The sequence below is a fragment of the Streptomyces sp. R-07 genome (assembly GCF_049913175.1).
GTDB lineage: Bacteria > Actinomycetota > Actinomycetes > Streptomycetales > Streptomycetaceae > Streptomyces.
In genome coordinates this window covers 2,986,877-3,002,757 of the sequence record NZ_CP183978.1, presented here as the reverse complement: position 1 = coordinate 3,002,757, position 15,881 = coordinate 2,986,877, and the positions used below count along the sequence as shown (strand labels likewise).

13 protein-coding genes are annotated in these 15,881 nt (G+C 71.6%); 9 read left to right on the top strand and 4 right to left on the bottom strand.

Translation table 11 applies throughout. The features are described from left to right. Positions 1-313: 313 nt before the first annotated feature. From mtrA to ACN9M0_RS13490, 6 genes are all read left to right on the top strand, one after another. Complete coding sequence (gene mtrA / locus ACN9M0_RS13515) at positions 314-991, top strand: two-component system response regulator MtrA (protein WP_010356958.1); 678 nt, start codon at positions 314-316, stop codon at positions 989-991. A 1-nt stretch (position 992) separates the two neighbouring features. Then, positions 993-3,011: an MtrAB system histidine kinase MtrB gene (mtrB, locus tag ACN9M0_RS13510; RefSeq protein WP_426403656.1), complete on the top strand. Its 2,019-nt coding sequence runs from the start codon at positions 993-995 to the stop codon at positions 3,009-3,011. A 43-nt stretch (positions 3,012-3,054) separates the two neighbouring features. Beyond that, positions 3,055-4,866 carry an LpqB family beta-propeller domain-containing protein gene (locus ACN9M0_RS13505; RefSeq protein WP_426403655.1) on the top strand — a complete coding sequence of 604 codons (1,812 nt, stop codon included), beginning with the start codon at positions 3,055-3,057 and terminating at the stop codon, positions 4,864-4,866. Positions 4,867-5,030: 164 nt separating this feature from the next. Beyond that, positions 5,031-5,834, top strand: coding sequence for a ComF family protein (locus ACN9M0_RS13500; RefSeq protein ID WP_426403654.1), 804 nt, complete (start codon positions 5,031-5,033; stop codon positions 5,832-5,834). A gap of 294 nt (positions 5,835-6,128) precedes the next feature. Next, on the top strand, positions 6,129-6,809 hold the full coding sequence (gene hpf / locus ACN9M0_RS13495; protein WP_399699263.1) for a ribosome hibernation-promoting factor, HPF/YfiA family: 681 nt from the start codon (positions 6,129-6,131) through the stop codon (positions 6,807-6,809). Positions 6,810-7,022: 213 nt separating this feature from the next. Next, positions 7,023-7,775, top strand: a complete 753-nt coding sequence (locus ACN9M0_RS13490; RefSeq protein ID WP_366036591.1) for a response regulator transcription factor — start codon at positions 7,023-7,025, stop codon at positions 7,773-7,775. 13 nt (positions 7,776-7,788) lie between these two features. Here ACN9M0_RS13490 and ACN9M0_RS13485 read toward each other — a convergent pair whose 3' ends face one another. Both ACN9M0_RS13485 and ACN9M0_RS13480 read right to left on the bottom strand, forming a co-directional pair. Further along, positions 7,789-8,952: a winged helix-turn-helix domain-containing protein gene (locus tag ACN9M0_RS13485; RefSeq protein ID WP_366036592.1), complete on the bottom strand. Its 1,164-nt coding sequence runs from the start codon at positions 8,950-8,952 to the stop codon at positions 7,789-7,791. A gap of 30 nt (positions 8,953-8,982) precedes the next feature. Continuing rightward, positions 8,983-9,573, bottom strand: coding sequence for a GNAT family N-acetyltransferase (locus ACN9M0_RS13480; protein WP_426403653.1), 591 nt, complete (start codon positions 9,571-9,573; stop codon positions 8,983-8,985). A gap of 239 nt (positions 9,574-9,812) precedes the next feature. Here ACN9M0_RS13480 and secA point away from each other — a divergent pair, with 239 nt between their 5' ends. After that, positions 9,813-12,623: a preprotein translocase subunit SecA gene (gene secA, locus ACN9M0_RS13475; protein ID WP_366036595.1), complete on the top strand. Its 2,811-nt coding sequence runs from the start codon at positions 9,813-9,815 to the stop codon at positions 12,621-12,623. A gap of 130 nt (positions 12,624-12,753) precedes the next feature. Here the strand turns inward: secA and ACN9M0_RS13470 are convergent, their stop codons facing one another. Then, positions 12,754-13,281 carry an Rv3235 family protein gene (locus ACN9M0_RS13470; protein WP_366036597.1) on the bottom strand — a complete coding sequence of 176 codons (528 nt, stop codon included), beginning with the start codon at positions 13,279-13,281 and terminating at the stop codon, positions 12,754-12,756. A gap of 275 nt (positions 13,282-13,556) precedes the next feature. Between ACN9M0_RS13470 and ACN9M0_RS13465 the strand changes: the two genes are divergently transcribed. Both ACN9M0_RS13465 and ACN9M0_RS13460 read left to right on the top strand, forming a co-directional pair. After that, on the top strand, positions 13,557-14,063 hold the full coding sequence (locus ACN9M0_RS13465; RefSeq protein WP_366036598.1) for a DUF6912 family protein: 507 nt from the start codon (positions 13,557-13,559) through the stop codon (positions 14,061-14,063). Positions 14,064-14,110: 47 nt separating this feature from the next. Then, positions 14,111-14,767, top strand: coding sequence for an HAD family hydrolase (locus tag ACN9M0_RS13460; RefSeq protein WP_366036599.1), 657 nt, complete (start codon positions 14,111-14,113; stop codon positions 14,765-14,767). Positions 14,768-15,127: 360 nt separating this feature from the next. On the opposite strand, the gene ACN9M0_RS13455 is transcribed toward ACN9M0_RS13460, so the two are convergent. Continuing rightward, positions 15,128-15,682: a DJ-1/PfpI family protein gene (locus ACN9M0_RS13455; protein ID WP_366036600.1), complete on the bottom strand. Its 555-nt coding sequence runs from the start codon at positions 15,680-15,682 to the stop codon at positions 15,128-15,130. Positions 15,683-15,881: the final 199 nt, after the last annotated feature.

Genomic DNA, 15,881 nt, shown 5'->3' with positions numbered 1-15,881 from the left:
GAATGGTCGCGGTGCCGGATCGGCGAACCGGCTCGGTCACGGCGGCCGACACCTGACTCGGCGGCGGGCCGGGTGCCATCGTGCCACGCGGGGCCCGCCCGTGGGCCGGAGCCCGCATCTCGTTCGTACCTTTGTCCGGACCTTCATTGTGCGAGCGGCAGACGGCACACTGTGCGGATGCCCGAGAAGGTCGCGCGAACCGTGCGCCGCCGGGCCGAGCGGGCCGCCGTCCACGAGAGCGCGGCCCGGGCTGGGGGAGGCGCTGTGGGACAGGTCACGGCAGGTAACGATTGGCTAATGGGATGATGTCGATATGAAGGGACGCGTTCTTGTCGTCGACGACGACACCGCACTGGCCGAGATGCTCGGCATCGTGCTGCGGGGTGAAGGGTTCGAGCCGTCGTTCGTCGCGGACGGTGACAAGGCGCTTGCCGCTTTCAGAGAGGCCAAGCCCGACCTGGTACTGCTGGATCTGATGCTGCCCGGCAGGGACGGCATCGAGGTGTGCCGGCTCATCAGGGCCGAGTCCGGCGTGCCGATCGTCATGCTCACGGCCAAGAGCGACACCGTCGACGTGGTCGTGGGCCTGGAGTCCGGCGCCGACGACTACATCGTGAAGCCGTTCAAGCCGAAGGAGCTCGTCGCCCGTATCCGGGCGCGGCTGCGGAGGTCCGAGGAGCCTGCTCCCGAGCAGCTCACCATCGGGGACCTGGTCATCGACGTGGCCGGGCACTCCGTGAAGCGGGACGGCCAGTCCATCGCCCTGACGCCGCTGGAGTTCGACCTGCTGGTCGCGCTGGCGCGCAAGCCGTGGCAGGTCTTCACCCGTGAGGTCCTGCTCGAGCAGGTCTGGGGCTACCGGCACGCGGCCGACACCCGGCTGGTGAACGTGCACGTCCAGCGGCTGCGCTCGAAGGTCGAGAAGGACCCCGAGCGCCCGGAGATCGTGGTGACCGTCCGCGGTGTCGGTTACAAGGCGGGACCGAGCTGACATGAGCACAGGCAGTACTGCTCCGAAGCCCGGGGACCCGGGAGTCCGTACGGGGCGGACTGCCGGACCGGGGCGGGGGGGCTCGCGATTCGGCCGTCTGCTGCGAGGCGGACGGCTGCTCCAGGACGGGGCGCGGGGCGGACCGGTCTTCCGGCTCTTCGCGCGCTGGGTCCGCCGCCCGCTGCTGCCCGCCGTACGGCTGTGGCGGCGGAACATCCAGCTGCGGATCGTGGCGGGCACCCTGCTGATGTCCCTCGGAGTGGTGCTGCTGCTCGGCCTCGTCGTCATCGGGCAGGTCCGCAACGGTCTGCTCGACGCCAAGGAGAAGGCCGCCCAGAGCCAGGCCGCCGGAGGGTTCTCCGCCGCCCAGGACCGGGCGGCGACCACCCCCTCGGCGCCCGTACAGCAGGACGGCGTCCGTGCGGGCGCCTCCGTGAACTGGCGCTCCACGCTCGTCGAGCAGCTCGCCAGCGGTGGACAGAGCGCCTTCAACGTGGTGGCGCTCTCCCTCGACACCGGTGACACCGCGAGCCGCGGCGCCCGCGCCTCCGGCGAGGTCGACCCGACCACGAGCATCCCCGCCGACCTGCGGCACTGGGTCGCCCAGGGCGCCGGAACGTTCCAGAAGTTCACGCGCATCCACTACACCAGCGGCAAGGCGTCCGAGCCGGGCCTGGTGATCGGCAAGCGGCTGAACGATGCCGACGGCGACCAGTACGAGCTGTACTACCTCTTCCCGCTGACCCAGGAGGAGGACTCCCTCACCCTGGTCAAGGGCACCCTGGCGACCGCCGGGCTCTTCGTCGTCGTCCTGCTCGGCGCCATCGCCTGGCTCATGGTGCGCCAGGTCGTCACGCCCGTGCGGATGGCCGCCGGGATCGCCGAACGGCTCTCCGCCGGCCGCCTCCAGGAACGCATGAAGGTCACCGGCGAGGACGACATCGCACGGCTCGGCGAGGCCTTCAACAAGATGGCCACCAACCTCCAGCTGAAGATCCAGCAGCTGGAGGAGCTGTCGCGGATGCAGCGGCGGTTCGTCTCCGACGTCTCGCACGAGCTGCGGACCCCGTTGACCACGGTCCGGATGGCCGCCGACGTCATCCACGACGCCCGCGTCGACTTCGACCCCGTCACCGCCCGCTCCGCCGAGCTCCTCGGCGACCAGCTCGACCGCTTCGAGTCGCTGCTCTCCGACCTCCTGGAGATCAGCCGCTTCGACGCGGGCGCGGCGGCCCTGGAGGCCGAGCCGATAGACCTGCGTCAGGTCGTCCGCCGGGTCATCGGCGGAGCCGAACCCCTCGCCGAGCGCAAGGGCACCCGGATCGTGGTCGTCGGCGACCAGCAGCCCGTGGTGGCCGAGGCGGACGCCCGCCGGGTCGAGCGGGTGCTGCGCAACCTCGTCGTCAACGCCGTCGAGCACGGCGAGGGCCGGGACGTGGTCGTGAAGCTCGCCGCCGCCGGCGGAGCCGTCGCCGTCGCCGTCCGCGACTACGGCGTCGGACTCAAGCCGGGCGAGGCCACCCGGGTCTTCAACCGCTTCTGGCGGGCCGACCCCGCGCGGGCGCGCACCACCGGCGGCACGGGCCTCGGCCTGTCGATCGCCGTCGAGGACGCGCGGCTGCACGGCGGCTGGCTGCAGGCCTGGGGCGAGCCGGGCGGCGGTTCGCAGTTCCGGCTCACCCTGCCGCGGACCGCGGACGAGCCGCTGCGGGGCTCCCCGATACCCCTGGAGCCCGAGGACTCACGGCGCAACCGCGAGCAGGCCGCCGCCGGACGCGACCAGGAGAGCGGCCGGCTCACCGCGGTGCCGGCGCAGTCCGTGGGGGACCGGCAGACGCTCCCCGTACCGCCGAGGCTGCCCGCGCCGCCGCGGGCGACCGTGGATCCGACGGCGCTGCCCGGCAGCGGCGCCAGGGTCGTGGCGCGCGCGGCGACGGACGGCGACGGCGGCGGGGCGGGACCGGCGACGGCCGGTGGGAACGGGCAACTGGAGCGGGAGGACGGGACACGTGGGCGCTGACTCCCGAGCGGAGCACGCGGGGCGGGGACGGAGTACACGCGCGATGGTGCTCGCCGCATGCGGCGGGCTCCTGGTGACCGGCTGCGCGACGATGCCCGACAGCGGGGACGTACAGCCGGTGAAGGGGGCCGGCACCGGCGACTCGCAGGTACGGGTCTACGCCGTCGCCCCGCGGGACAGCGCGGATCCCGACGAGATCGTCGACGGCTTCCTGGAAGCCATGACCAGTGACGACCCCGGCTTCGCCACCGCGCGCAAATACCTCACGAAGAAGGCCGCGCAGAGCTGGAAGCCGGAGCAGAGCATCACCGTGCTCACCACCGCGCCCAACCGCGATCAGGCCGACCGCAACGCCGACCCCGACAACCAGGGCCGCGCCTTCCCGCTCTCCGGCCGCAAGATCGCGACCGTGGACGCCCGCCACGCCTACCAGCCGAACAGCCCCGCCGAGTACCTGCAGTCGATCCACGTCGTGCAGCAGTCGACGGCCAACGGCAAGGGCAAGGAGTGGCGCATCGACAGCCTCCCGCCCGGTCTGGTCCTCGGAGAGGCCGACTTCCTCCGCAATTACCGCTCGGTCAACAAGTACTACTTCGCCTCCGGGGAGGACTGGGTCGTCGCCGACCCCGTCTACATCCGGCAGCGGCAGGACCCCGTCACCCGGATGGATCCGGTGACGCAGACGGTCAAGGCGCTCCTCGAAGGGCCGACGAACTGGCTGAAGCCGGCCGTCGACTCGCAGTTCCCCTCCGGTACGGAGCTGAAGGCCGGCGTCACCACCCTGACCACGGACGACCAGTCGACGCTGAGGGTGCCGCTCAACCGCAAGGCGGACCGGGCCGGGGGCGAGGCGTGCCGGCGGATGGCGGCGCAGCTGCTGTTCACGCTCGGTGACCTGACCTCCGTACGGGTCGAGCAGGTGGAGCTCCTGGGGTCGGGCGGGCAGTCGCTGTGCCGGCTGGGCAAGGGGCAGGCGGTCGAGTTCGCGGCGGTGCGGAACACCGACCGCGAGGAGCACCCGTACTTCGTCGACGAGCACGGCAAGCTGATGATGCTCCTGGTCGGCGGCAAGGAGGCGAACGCGCCGGTCGAGGTGCCGGGGCCGTTCGGCAAGGGCACGGTGCCGCTCCGCTCGGTCGCCGTCGACCGGGGCGAGACCCGGGCCGCCGGGGTCGGGGAGGCCGGCCGCGAGCTCCTCGTCTCCTCGATCACCACGGAGCAGGACCCGCTCCCGCCGGTCCTGACCAGCCGGGCCGTCCGGCCGGCCGACCGTCTCTCCGCGCCCAGCTGGGACGGCAGGGGCGATCTGTGGGTCGCGGACCGGGACCCCGCGGCGCCCCAGCTGTGGATGGTGCCGGACGGCACCGGTCACCCCGTCAAGGTCCGTACGCCGTGGCTGGGCGACGACGCCCGCATCGAGTCGCTGCGGGTCTCCGCGGACGGGGTACGCATCGCCCTGGTGATCACCCGGGGCGAGCGCACGACCCTGCAGATCGGCCGGATCCAGCGGCAGACGGCGAGCGAGGAGCCCGTCGTCTCCGTCCTGGACCTGCAGCCCGCCGCGCCCCGGATGGAATCGGTCACGGCCGTCTCCTGGGCGGGGCCGAGCCGGCTCGTCGTGGTCGGCAAGGAGGCGGGCGGCGTCCAGCAGATCCGCTACCTCCAGACCGACGGCTCGACCTCGACGACCTCGGTGCTGCCCGGTCTGAACGGGGTGACCTCGGTGGCCGCCCCGCACAAGGACTCGGTGCCGGTGGTGGCGGACTCCGGAGCCGATGGGATCGTGCGCCTGGTGCCGGGGACGAACTGGCAGCCGATGGCCAAGAAGGGGCTCTCGCCGGTCTACCCCGGCTAGGGGTGTCTCGCCGATCAGCGGGCCCTTTCCGGCGAGGCGAGGCGAGGCGAGGCGAGGCCGGGCCCCGGGCCTCCCGGTGCCGGGCGCACCTGACGTACTTCGGGGGTCCTGGCGGGTTTTCCACAGGGGTGGCCGGGCGGCGTTCTGAGGCGCACAGTGGAGCCATGCGGGGGTGGTGGCGCGAGATCGCCGGGCTGGTGCTGCCGGTCGCCTGCGGAGGCTGCGGCAGACCGCGGACGGAGTTGTGCCCGGGCTGCGCCGACGCGCTGGCCGGGACGGGACCGCGCAGGGTGCGGCCCGCACCCGAGCCCGCCGGGCTGCCCCTGGTCCACGCCGCCGCGCCGTACGCCGACGCCGTACGGGAGCTGCTCATCGCCCACAAGGAACGCGGGGCGCTGACCCTGGCCGGGCCGCTGGGCGGCGCGCTCGCCGGGGCCGTGGAGGCCGCTGCCGGGCCCGGGGAGGGGTCCGCGGGCGGCCCGCTGCTCCTCGTACCGGTGCCGTCCTCGCGGCGTTCCGTACGGGCGCGTGGCCATGATCCGACGCGGCGGATCGCGCTGGCCGCGGCGGCCCGGCTGCGGCGGACGGGGAGGCCGGCGCGGGTCGTGCCCGTGCTGCGGCAGCGGCGGTACGTGGCGGACCAGGCGGGGCTCGGAGCGCGCGGACGGCTCGCGAACCTGTCGGGGGCGCTGGAGGTCGTGCCGGGCGGCGCGCGGCTGCTGACGGCGGGAAAGGTGATTCTCGTGGACGACCTGATGACCACGGGCGCTTCGCTCGCGGAGGCGGCGCGGGCCCTCGGGGCCGTGCATCTTCCGTTCATTCCTGGAATACCGCACGGCTTACCGGCCGGTTCGGCGCAGCGCGAAATCGAACAGCGCGCGGCGGCTGTAATCGCATCCTCTCCCGCCTCGTTCGAAATAAACCGGAACTCGCCGGAAACTTGGATCGTTGCAGGTGGTGAGAGGTGAGAGCACCCGAACGGAGGTATGTCGCAGTAGCGGGTGCCGACACCCGTCCGAAGGGGCTATGTTCGGTTATGAGGGATGGCGAACGCCATCGCCTCACCGAATACATGGTTGCGCCTACAGGACAGGAGTTCAGGGCGAATTAACCTCTTGTCGATGGGGTGGGGATCTTGTCGACTGGGGAGGAGGAGGGCGAAGTCGCCAAGTCCGAGCTCCGGTGACCACCGGAGTCTGGTGCAAAGGGAGATGCCCGGCGGCCAAGGAGCCGACCAGGGCGATCCGGGAACGGAGTTCTGCGTGGACATCGTCGTCAAGGGCCGCAAGACCGAGGTGCCCGAGCGGTTCCGCAAGCACGTGGCCGAGAAGCTGAAGCTGGAGAAGATCCAGAAGCTCGACGGCAAGGTGATCAGCCTCGACGTCGAGGTGTCCAAGGAGCACAACCCGCGGCAGGCCGACCGGTCCGACCGCGTGGAGATCACCCTCCACTCCCGAGGCCCGGTGATCCGGGCGGAAGCTGCGGCAGCGGACGCCTACGCAGCGCTCGACCTCGCCAGCGACAAGCTCGAGGCGCGACTGCGCAAGCAGCACGACAAGCGGTACACCCGCCGAGGCAACGGCCGGCTGTCCGCGGCGGAGGTCGGGGACGTGGTGCCCGGCGCCGCCCAGCTCAACGGAGACGGCCAGCTCGCCGTAGACGAGACCGACAAGGTGCCCACCACGATGATGGGCTCCATCGAGGTCCAGGGCGAAGGCCCGCTCGTGGTCCGCGAGAAGACCCACCGGGCCGCACCGATGACGCTCGACCAGGCGCTCTACGAGATGGAGCTGGTCGGGCACGACTTCTACCTCTTCGTCGACTCCGACACCAAGCAGCCGAGCGTCGTCTACCGACGACACGCGTACGACTACGGCGTCATCCACCTGGAGAGCGACCCGCTCGCCGAGGGCGGCGGCGCCGGCGGTGCGCTCGGCGGCTGACCCGCCGCCGCCCCGTACCGCCTCCGAACTGAGGTGTCCTTCTCGGTGCCCCTGGAGCGCGTTTCGCGCCCCCAGGGGCACCCCCGTGCGTCCGCGGATCACCCCGTCGTCGCCCGGACGTGAAATCATGGCGTGCACGCCAACCGGTGCCGATCGGGCACAGGTTGGAGGACCGGAAACGAATTCAGGCCACGGCCTTCAGGGGGAGGAACGATGGCGGACAGCTTCGGGCCGGTGCTCAGCGGGCGCGAGCACGGTGGGGTGGTCCCGGAGGGATCGGATTCGGACAGCGACGCGTGCCGCAAGGAGCCGATCCGGGTCCTTGTCGTGGACGACCACGCCCTCTTCCGTCGCGGGCTCGAGATCGTCCTCGCCCAGGAGGAGGACATCCAGGTCGTCGGCGAGGCCGGTGACGGCGCCGAGGCCGTCGACAAGGCCGCCGATCTGCTGCCCGACATCGTCCTGATGGACGTACGGATGCCCCGGCGCGGCGGCATCGAGGCGTGCACCTCCATCAAGGAGGTGGCCCCCAGCGCGAAGATCATCATGCTGACGATCAGCGACGAGGAGGCCGACCTCTACGACGCGATCAAGGCGGGGGCCACCGGCTACCTCCTCAAGGAGATCTCCACCGACGAGGTCGCCACCGCGATCCGCGCGGTCGCCGACGGGCAGTCGCAGATCAGCCCCTCGATGGCGTCCAAGCTCCTGACCGAGTTCAAGTCGATGATCCAGCGCACCGACGAGCGCAGGCTCGTGCCCGCGCCCCGGCTGACCGACCGCGAGCTGGAGGTCCTCAAGCTCGTCGCGACCGGGATGAACAACCGGGACATCGCCAAGGAGCTGTTCATCTCCGAGAACACGGTGAAGAACCACGTCCGGAACATCCTGGAGAAGCTGCAGCTGCACTCCCGGATGGAAGCCGTGGTGTACGCGATGCGGGAGAAGATCCTCGAGATCCGCTGAGGCCCCGGACCCCTCAGCCCAGCGCCGCCACCAGGTCCTTCGCCAGTTCCGGGCGGTCCACCCGCTCCACCGTCACCGCGTCGCAGCCCACCCATTCGGCCGCCTCGCGCAGCGCCCGTGCCACCGCCGGCACGGCCTTGGGGCCGTCGAGCGTCACCTGGCGGGCGACGAGCGTCCTGCCCTCCCGCGCCGGGTCCACCCGGCCGACCAGACGGCCCCCCGCGAGCACCGGCATCGCGAAGTAGCCGTGGACCCGCTTCTGCTTCGGCACGTACGCCTCCAGGCGGTGCGTGAAGCCGAAGATCCGCTCCGTGCGGGCCCGCTCCCAGATCAGCGAGTCGAACGGCGAAAGGAGCGTCGTCCGGTGCCGGCCGCGCGGCTCGGCCGCCAGCGCCGCCGGATCCGCCCAGGCGGGCTTCCCCCAGCCAGCCACCGTCACCGGCACCAGGCCCGCCGCCTCCACCACCGCGTCGAACTGCTCGCCCTTGATCCGGTGGTAGTCGGCGATGTCCGCGCGCGTGCCCACGCCGAGGGCTTCGCCCGCCTGCCGCACCAGGCGCCGCACACACTCGGCGTCGTCCAGGTCGTCGTGGCGCAGCGCCTGCGGGATCGCCCGCTCGGCCAGGTCGTACACCCGCTTCCAGCCGCGCCGCTCCGTGACGACCACCTCGCCGTACATCAGCGCCCGCTCCACGGCGATCTTGGAGTCGGACCAGTCCCACCACTCGCCCTTGTTCTTCGCGCCGCCCAGCTGCGTCGCCGTCAGCGGCCCCTCGTCGCGCAGCTGGTCGATCACCTTGTCGTACGCCCCGGCCGACAACTCATGGCCCCAGTGCGGGCGGTCGCGGTAGGCGCGCCTGCGGAAGGCGAAGTGCGGCCACTCCTCGACGGGCAGCACGCACGCGGCGTGCGACCAGTACTCGAAGGCGTGGGCCCCCGACCAGTACGCGTCCTCCACCGTCGTCCGGCCCACGGCGCCCAGGCGTGCGTACGGAATGAGCTCGTGCGAGCGGGCGAGGACCGAGATGGTGTCGAGCTGGACCTGACCGAGCGACCGGAGGACCCCGCGCACCCCGGCCCGGCGGTCCGGCGCGCCCAGGAACCCCTGGGCGCGCAGGGCGATCCTGCGGGCTTCGTCGGCGGACAGTTCGGCGGCGGGGCGCGGCGCAGTCGTCATGGACCGCACCCTAGGCCCCGGCACCGACAGTCACGCCGCCCCGGCCGGGCGCTCGGGGGCGGGCAGATACGGCAGGGGGCTCGGCAGGCCGAAGTCGGAGGGGAGGAGGGCGCCGATCCAGGCGTCCCGGAGCGTGCCCTTGTTGGCCAGGGCGGCGCGCTGGGTGCCCTCGACGACGAAGCCGGCCCGCTCGGCCACCGCGCGCGAAGCGGCGTTGCCGACCTCGGCGCGCCAGACCAGGCGGGTGCAGCCGAGCCCGGTGAAGGCCCAGTGGGCCAGGGCGCGGACGATCTCCGTCATGTGGCCGGCGCCGCGATGCTCCTTCGCCAGCCAGAAGCCGATCTCCCAGACGCCCTGGCCGCGACTGCTCAGGGTGGCCGCGGCGAGCAGCGGGCCGCCCTCCACGGGCTCCGCGGCGAAGGTGTACTCGGTGTCCTCGCGCCAGCCGTCAGGGACCAGCCGGTGCACGAAGAACTCGGCGTCCTCACGACGGTAGGGGTCCGGGACGGTCGTCCAGCGGCGGATTTCGGGGTCCTGGCAGACGGCGTACACCGCGTCGACGTCCTCCGGGACGAAGTTCCGCAGCCGCAGCCGGTCGGTGGTGAGGGTGATGGGATCCATGCCGGGATTGTGGTGACCTCGCGGACCGGAAGCGAACACTTTTCGGATGGGGCGGCACCTTCCGCCCACCTCGTGCGTTCTCTTTACGGGCGGACGTACGGCTCCGGCACTGCGGGCCTCCCTGTGCGAGGGCGGTCTCGCTTACGATGGCCGTTGCGGTGGGGACCACCTGCCGTGCCCGCGCTCGCGTCCATCACAAGACCCAGTGCCAGGCCCGACCGGCAAGGAGACCAGCCTCAGTGTCCGTCTTCAACAAGCTCATGCGTGCAGGCGAAGGCAAGATCCTGCGCAAACTGCACCGCATCGCGGACCAGGTCAACTCCATCGAAGAGGACTTCGTCAACCTCTCCGACGCCGACCTGCGGGCGCTCACCGAGGAGTACAAGCAGCGGTACGCCGACGGCGAGAGCCTCGACGACCTGATGCCCGAGGCCTTCGCGACCGTCCGCGAGGCCGCCAAGCGCGTCCTCGGTCAGCGCCACTACGACGTCCAGCTGATGGGCGGCGCCGCCCTCCACCTCGGCCACGTCGCCGAGATGAAGACCGGTGAGGGCAAGACCCTCGTCGGCACCCTCCCGGCGTACCTCAACGCGCTCTCCGGCAAGGGCGTGCACCTGATCACGGTCAACGACTACCTGGCCGAGCGCGACTCCGAGCTCATGGGCCGGGTGCACAAGTTCCTCGGCCTGACCGTCGGCTGCATCCTCGCCAACATGACGCCGGCCCAGCGCCGTGAGCAGTACGGCTGCGACATCACGTACGGCACGAACAACGAGTTCGGCTTCGACTACCTGCGCGACAACATGGCGTGGTCCCAGGACGAGCTCGTCCAGCGCGGCCACAACTTCGCCTGTGTCGACGAGGTCGACTCCATCCTCGTCGACGAGGCCCGTACGCCGCTGATCATCTCCGGCCCCGCCGACCAGGCGACCAAGTGGTACGGCGACTTCGCCAAGCTCGTCACCCGCCTCGGCAAGGGCGAGCCCGGCAACCCGCTCAAGGGCATCGAGGAGACCGGCGACTACGAGGTCGACGAGAAGAAGCGCACCGTCGCCATCCACGAGGCGGGCGTCGCCAAGGTCGAGGACTGGCTGGGCATCGACAACCTCTACGAGTCGGTGAACACCCCGCTCGTCGGTTACCTGAACAACGCCATCAAGGCGAAGGAACTGTTCAAGAAGGACAAGGACTACGTCGTCATGGACGGCGAAGTCATGATCGTCGACGAGCACACCGGCCGTATCCTCGCCGGTCGCCGCTACAACGAGGGCATGCACCAGGCGATCGAGGCGAAGGAAGGGGTGCAGATCAAGGACGAGAACCAGACGCTCGCCACGATCACCCTCCAGAACTTCTTCCGCCTGTACTCGAAGCTCTCCGGCATGACCGGTACGGCCATGACCGAGGCCGCCGAGTTCCACCAGATCTACAAGCTCGGCGTCGTCCCGATCCCCACGAACCGGCCGATGATCCGCAAGGACCAGTCGGACCTGATCTACCGGACCGAGGTCGCGAAGTTCGCCGCCGTCGTCGACGACATCGCGGAGAAGCACGAGAAGGGTCAGCCGATCCTCGTCGGCACGACCTCCGTCGAGAAGTCCGAGTACCTCTCGCAGCAGCTCTCCAAGCGCGGCATCCAGCACGAGGTGCTCAACGCCAAGCACCACGAGCGCGAGGCCAGCATCGTCGCCCAGGCCGGCCGCCGCGGCGCCGTCACCGTCGCCACGAACATGGCCGGTCGCGGTACGGACATCAAGCTCGGCGGCAACCCGGACGACCTCGCCGAGGCCGAGCTGCGCCAGGCGGGCCTGGACCCGGTCGAGCACGTCGAGGAGTGGGCCGCGGCCCTGCCCGGCGCCCTGGAGCGCGCCGAGAAGGCCGTGAAGGCGGAGTTCGAGGAGGTCAAGGAGCTCGGCGGGCTGTACGTCCTCGGCACCGAGCGCCACGAGTCGCGCCGTATCGACAACCAGCTGCGCGGCCGCTCCGGCCGTCAGGGCGACCCCGGCGAGTCCCGCTTCTACCTCTCGCTCGGCGACGACCTGATGCGCCTGTTCAAGGCGCAGATGGTCGAGCGCGTGATGGCCATGGCCAACGTGCCGGACGACGTGCCGATCGAGAACAAGATGGTCACCCGCGCCATCGCCTCCGCCCAGTCCCAGGTCGAGACCCAGAACTTCGAGACGCGCAAGAACGTCCTGAAGTACGACGAGGTCCTCAACCGGCAGCGTGAGGTCATCTACGGCGAGCGCCGCCGCGTCCTGGAGGGCGAGGACCTGCACGAGCAGATCCGCCACTTCATGGACGACACGATCGACGACTACATCCGCCAGGAGACCGCCGAGGGCTTCGCGGAGGAGTGGGACCTCGACCGCCTGTGGAACGCCTTCAAGCAGCTCTACCCGGTGAAGGTCACCGTGGACGAGCTGGAGGACGCGGCCGGGGACCGGGCGGGCATCACCGCCGAGTTCATCGCCGAGTCCATCAAGGACGACATCCACGAGCAGTACGACGCGCGTGAGAAGCAGCTCGGCTCGGACATCATGCGCGAGCTGGAGCGGCGCGTGGTCCTCTCCGTCCTCGACCGCAAGTGGCGCGAGCACCTCTACGAGATGGACTACCTCCAGGAGGGCATCGGCCTGCGCGCCATGGCGCAGAAGGACCCGCTGGTCGAGTACCAGCGCGAGGGCTTCGACATGTTCACCGCCATGATGGAGGGCATCAAGGAGGAGTCCGTCGGCTACCTGTTCAACCTGGAGGTCCAGGTCGAGCAGCAGGTCGAGGAGGTCCCGGTGCAGGCGAGCGCGCCCTCGCTCGACAAGGAGGACGCGGTGCCGGCCGCGGCCGGGCGCCCGGAGATCCGCGCCAAGGGGCTCGACGCCCCGCAGCGGCCGGACCGGCTGCACTTCTCCGCGCCGACCGTGGACGGGGACGGCGGTGTCGTCGAGGGCGACTTCGCCTCCGACGACGCGGACTCCGGCGACGGGCTGACCCGTGCGGAGCGGCGCAAGGCGCAGAAGAACGCGGGCGGCGGGCGTCGCCGCAAGAAGTGACGCGTCTGAGCCGATGCGTCTGAACGGACGGGTCTGAGCCGATGTGACGGAGGGGGCGGTCGCCCGGTGGCGGCCGGCCCCTTCGTCATGGGCGGCGGGGTCGGTGGCCCGGTGGCGGCCGGCCCCTTCGTCATGCGTGGCGGGCGGCCACGCCGAGCCCGTCCAGCTCCACGGCGGCGCAGCGCCAGCGCTGGTCCTCGCCGCGCTCCAGGCGGAACGCCATGGCCCGCACGCGGGCGCCGGTGGCGATCGTCGCGAAGGCCTCGACCACCGCCTGCGGGGAGTGCACCTGGACCGAGCAGCGGCGCAGGACCGGACGGGGGCCGAGGGAGCGCAGGGGCGTCCCCGGGGCGAGCCGTACGAGCTGCTCGTACGCCTCGCCGACGGTGTGGCCGAGCATCCAGTGGACGGGCCGTTCCCCGCTGAGCACGGCGAGCAGGCGCTCGGCGAAGACGGTGTGCGGCGGGAGGGCGCGGGGTGCGGTGCCGGGGATGGTGCGGGGCGGGCCGCCCTGGGTCGGGGTGCGGGGGTGGGTGCCGGCCGCGCCGCGTGGGCGCGCTCCGGCGGAGCCACGCGGGCGCGTGCCGGCCGGACCGCCCTGCGCGCCGGTGCGGGGGCGGGGGGTCGGGGAGGGCGTGGTGGTGAGCGTGGCGTTCATGGCAGGCCCCTGTCGTTGCGTAACCGAGTGATACCAGTCGGTAACTTCCGTTGGGGATCTTGTACGGGGGGACTCCGAGGCCCCGCAAGGAGTCCGCCGCGGCCGGGCGGTCCGGAAACCGGATCACCTATCAGGGTGACGCGGTCGAAAATCGGCTCTCCGGCGGCCCGGCGGACGGCCGTCCGTGGTGGACGGACGGCGAGTCCGGTCCGCCACCCCGAAGGGGGACTCCGCACGTATCCTGAGGGCCTCTCCGTCTACGAAAGCGGCCTGCCATGCGCGTCTACGTCCCCCTGACCCTCCCCGGTCTCGCACAGGCGCACAAGGCGGGCGAGCTGGGCCCCGGACCGCTGACGGCCTACGCCGTCACCCCCGCGCTCCGCGAGTGGTACGTCTCCGACGACATCGAGGAGCTGGAGTACGCGGCGCTCAACCGGGCCGCCTCCGCCTCCCTGCGGCTCCTCGCCGGCGACCCCGAGGCGCCCCGGCGCCGGATCGTCGTCGCCGTCGACGTGGCCGACAAGGACGCGACCACCGACCCCGACCGCGGGCTCGACGCCGGCTCCATCGGCGAGGTCCGCATCGCCGGGGCCGTACCGCTCGCCAAGGCCGCGGCCGTGCACGCCGACGCGGACGACGCCGAGGCGGACGTCACGGCGGCGGCGGGCGCGCTCGGCGCGGCGGACCAGGGTGACGACGACGCGCAGTTCGTCGTGGACGGGGCCGAGGACCACGAGCTGCTGTGGTTCGGGGTGCAGGAGATCCCGGGGCTGCTGGGCTGACACCCTCCCGGGTCTTCGGTGTCGGTGGGGCCGGGTACCGTCCTTTCATGGGGAAGCACGGAAAACACCTGGTCTGGGACTGGAACGGCACACTGCTCGACGACATCGACGCGGTGATCGGCGCGACGAACGCGGCCTTCGCCGAGCTAGGGCTCGCCTCGATCACTCTTGAGCGGTACCGCGAGCTGTACACGGTGCCGGTGCCGAAGTTCTACGAGCGGCTGATGGGGCGGCTGCCCACGGACGAGGAGTGGACCGTCATGGACGGGGCCTTCCATCGGCACTACTGGGAGCGGGCCGAGTCGTGCGGGCTCACCACCGGCGCGGCGGAGCTGCTCGCGGCGCGGCAGGAGGCCGGGGCCACGCAGTCGCTGCTGTCGCTCGCGCAGCACGCCGAGCTGATACCGCTCGTGCGGCGGTACGGGATCGCCGAGCGGTTCGTCCGGATGGACGGGCGCGTCGACGCCTCCACCGACGGGAAGTCCGGGCACATGGTGCGGCACCTGGCGGCGCTGGGGGTTCCGGCCGATCGGGTCGTCGTCATCGGTGACGCGGCGGATGACGCGGTGGCGGCGGCGCATGTGGGCGCGCGGGCGGTGCTCTACACCGGCGGTTCGCACAGTCGGGCGTCGTTGTCGCGGGTCGGGGTGCCGGTGGTCGACTCCCTGGAGGAGGCGGTCTCCGTGGCGGAGGAGCTGGTCTAGGGGGTGTCTTGCCGATCAGGCCGGGCTCGCGGCGTGATCGGCACCGCACCTCGCCGCGTTGTCGTCGGTCCACAAAGTCCCCCAGCTACCGCTGGGAGGTGCCCCACCGCGTTGCCTCCCTCCTCCGCCTTGCGAGGCACGGCACCAGACGCCGCTCCCTGATCCGGCCTGATCGGCAAGACACCCCTAGGGCCTTCGCCCCTGCGGGCGGGGCTTTCTGCGGGCTGTGCCCGCGGGCGGCGGCTGTCCGGTGGTGGGCAGGCTCGAGGGGCCGGGTGCGGCCCAGGGGTGGGCACAACCACCCGGCGGAACGTATGCCCACGACCAGCCGGCGGCGGACCCGCCTGCCCACAGCACGCGTCAGCCCTTGGCGCGGAGGACCTTCAGGAATTCGCGCATCCAGGTGGGGTGGTCCGGCCAGGCCCGGGAGGAGACCAGGAGGCCGTCGACGACGGCCGCGCTGTCCTGGAAGGTCGCCCCGGCCGCCTGCATGTCGAGCTCCAGGGCCGGGTAGGCCGTGACCCGGCGGCCCTCCAGGCCGCCGATCGCCGCCGTCAGGAGCGGGCCGTGGCAGATCTGGGCCACCGGCTTGTCGGCGTCGAAGAAGGCCTTGAGGATCTTGCGGAGCTCCGGGTCGTTGCGCAGGTACTCCGGCGCCCGGCCGCCCGGGATCACCACCGCCAGGTACGCGCCCGGGTCGACCTCCGAGAAGGCCAGGTCCGCGGGCCAGGTGTAGCCCGGCTTCTCCGTGTACGTGTCGTAACCCGGCTCGAAGTCGTGGACGACGAAGCGGAGCTGCTTGCGGGCGGGGGCCGCGATGTCGACCTCGTACCCCTCCTCGAGCAGCCGCTGGTACGGGTACATCACCTCCAGCGACTCCGCCGCGTCCCCGGTCACGATCAGGATCTTCGCCATGGCTCTCCCAGATCACAGATGGTCGGTCTGTCGTGCTGTGCCCATGCTTGCGTACACGCTGCCCCGGGCGGGGTGGTTTGCCAAGAGGACACGTGTCGCTGTCCATAACGTCAAACTTCCCCCGCTCTTTTGTACGCATACGGCCCATGACGGTTCGGGGGGCGAGGGCGATAGGCTTTTCCCGTGATCAGCGCGATAC

Excerpts from the sequence above, each read along its gene's own strand:
- ACN9M0_RS13490 (WP_366036591.1), top strand. The coding sequence starts at position 7,023 with ATGGCGGACAGCTTCGGGCCGGTGCTCAGCGGGCGCGAGCACGGTGGG.
- mtrB (WP_426403656.1), top strand. The coding sequence starts at position 993 with ATGAGCACAGGCAGTACTGCTCCGAAGCCCGGGGACCCGGGAGTCCGT.
- mtrA (WP_010356958.1), top strand. The coding sequence starts at position 314 with ATGAAGGGACGCGTTCTTGTCGTCGACGACGACACCGCACTGGCCGAG.
- ACN9M0_RS13485 (WP_366036592.1), bottom strand. The coding sequence starts at position 8,952 with ATGACGACTGCGCCGCGCCCCGCCGCCGAACTGTCCGCCGACGAAGCC.
- ACN9M0_RS13455 (WP_366036600.1), bottom strand. The coding sequence starts at position 15,682 with ATGGCGAAGATCCTGATCGTGACCGGGGACGCGGCGGAGTCGCTGGAG.
- ACN9M0_RS13505 (WP_426403655.1), top strand. The coding sequence starts at position 3,055 with ATGGTGCTCGCCGCATGCGGCGGGCTCCTGGTGACCGGCTGCGCGACG.
- ACN9M0_RS13470 (WP_366036597.1), bottom strand. The coding sequence starts at position 13,281 with ATGAACGCCACGCTCACCACCACGCCCTCCCCGACCCCCCGCCCCCGC.
- ACN9M0_RS13465 (WP_366036598.1), top strand. The coding sequence starts at position 13,557 with ATGCGCGTCTACGTCCCCCTGACCCTCCCCGGTCTCGCACAGGCGCAC.
- ACN9M0_RS13500 (WP_426403654.1), top strand. The coding sequence starts at position 5,031 with ATGCGGGGGTGGTGGCGCGAGATCGCCGGGCTGGTGCTGCCGGTCGCC.
- ACN9M0_RS13480 (WP_426403653.1), bottom strand. The coding sequence starts at position 9,573 with ATGGATCCCATCACCCTCACCACCGACCGGCTGCGGCTGCGGAACTTC.
- ACN9M0_RS13460 (WP_366036599.1), top strand. The coding sequence starts at position 14,111 with ATGGGGAAGCACGGAAAACACCTGGTCTGGGACTGGAACGGCACACTG.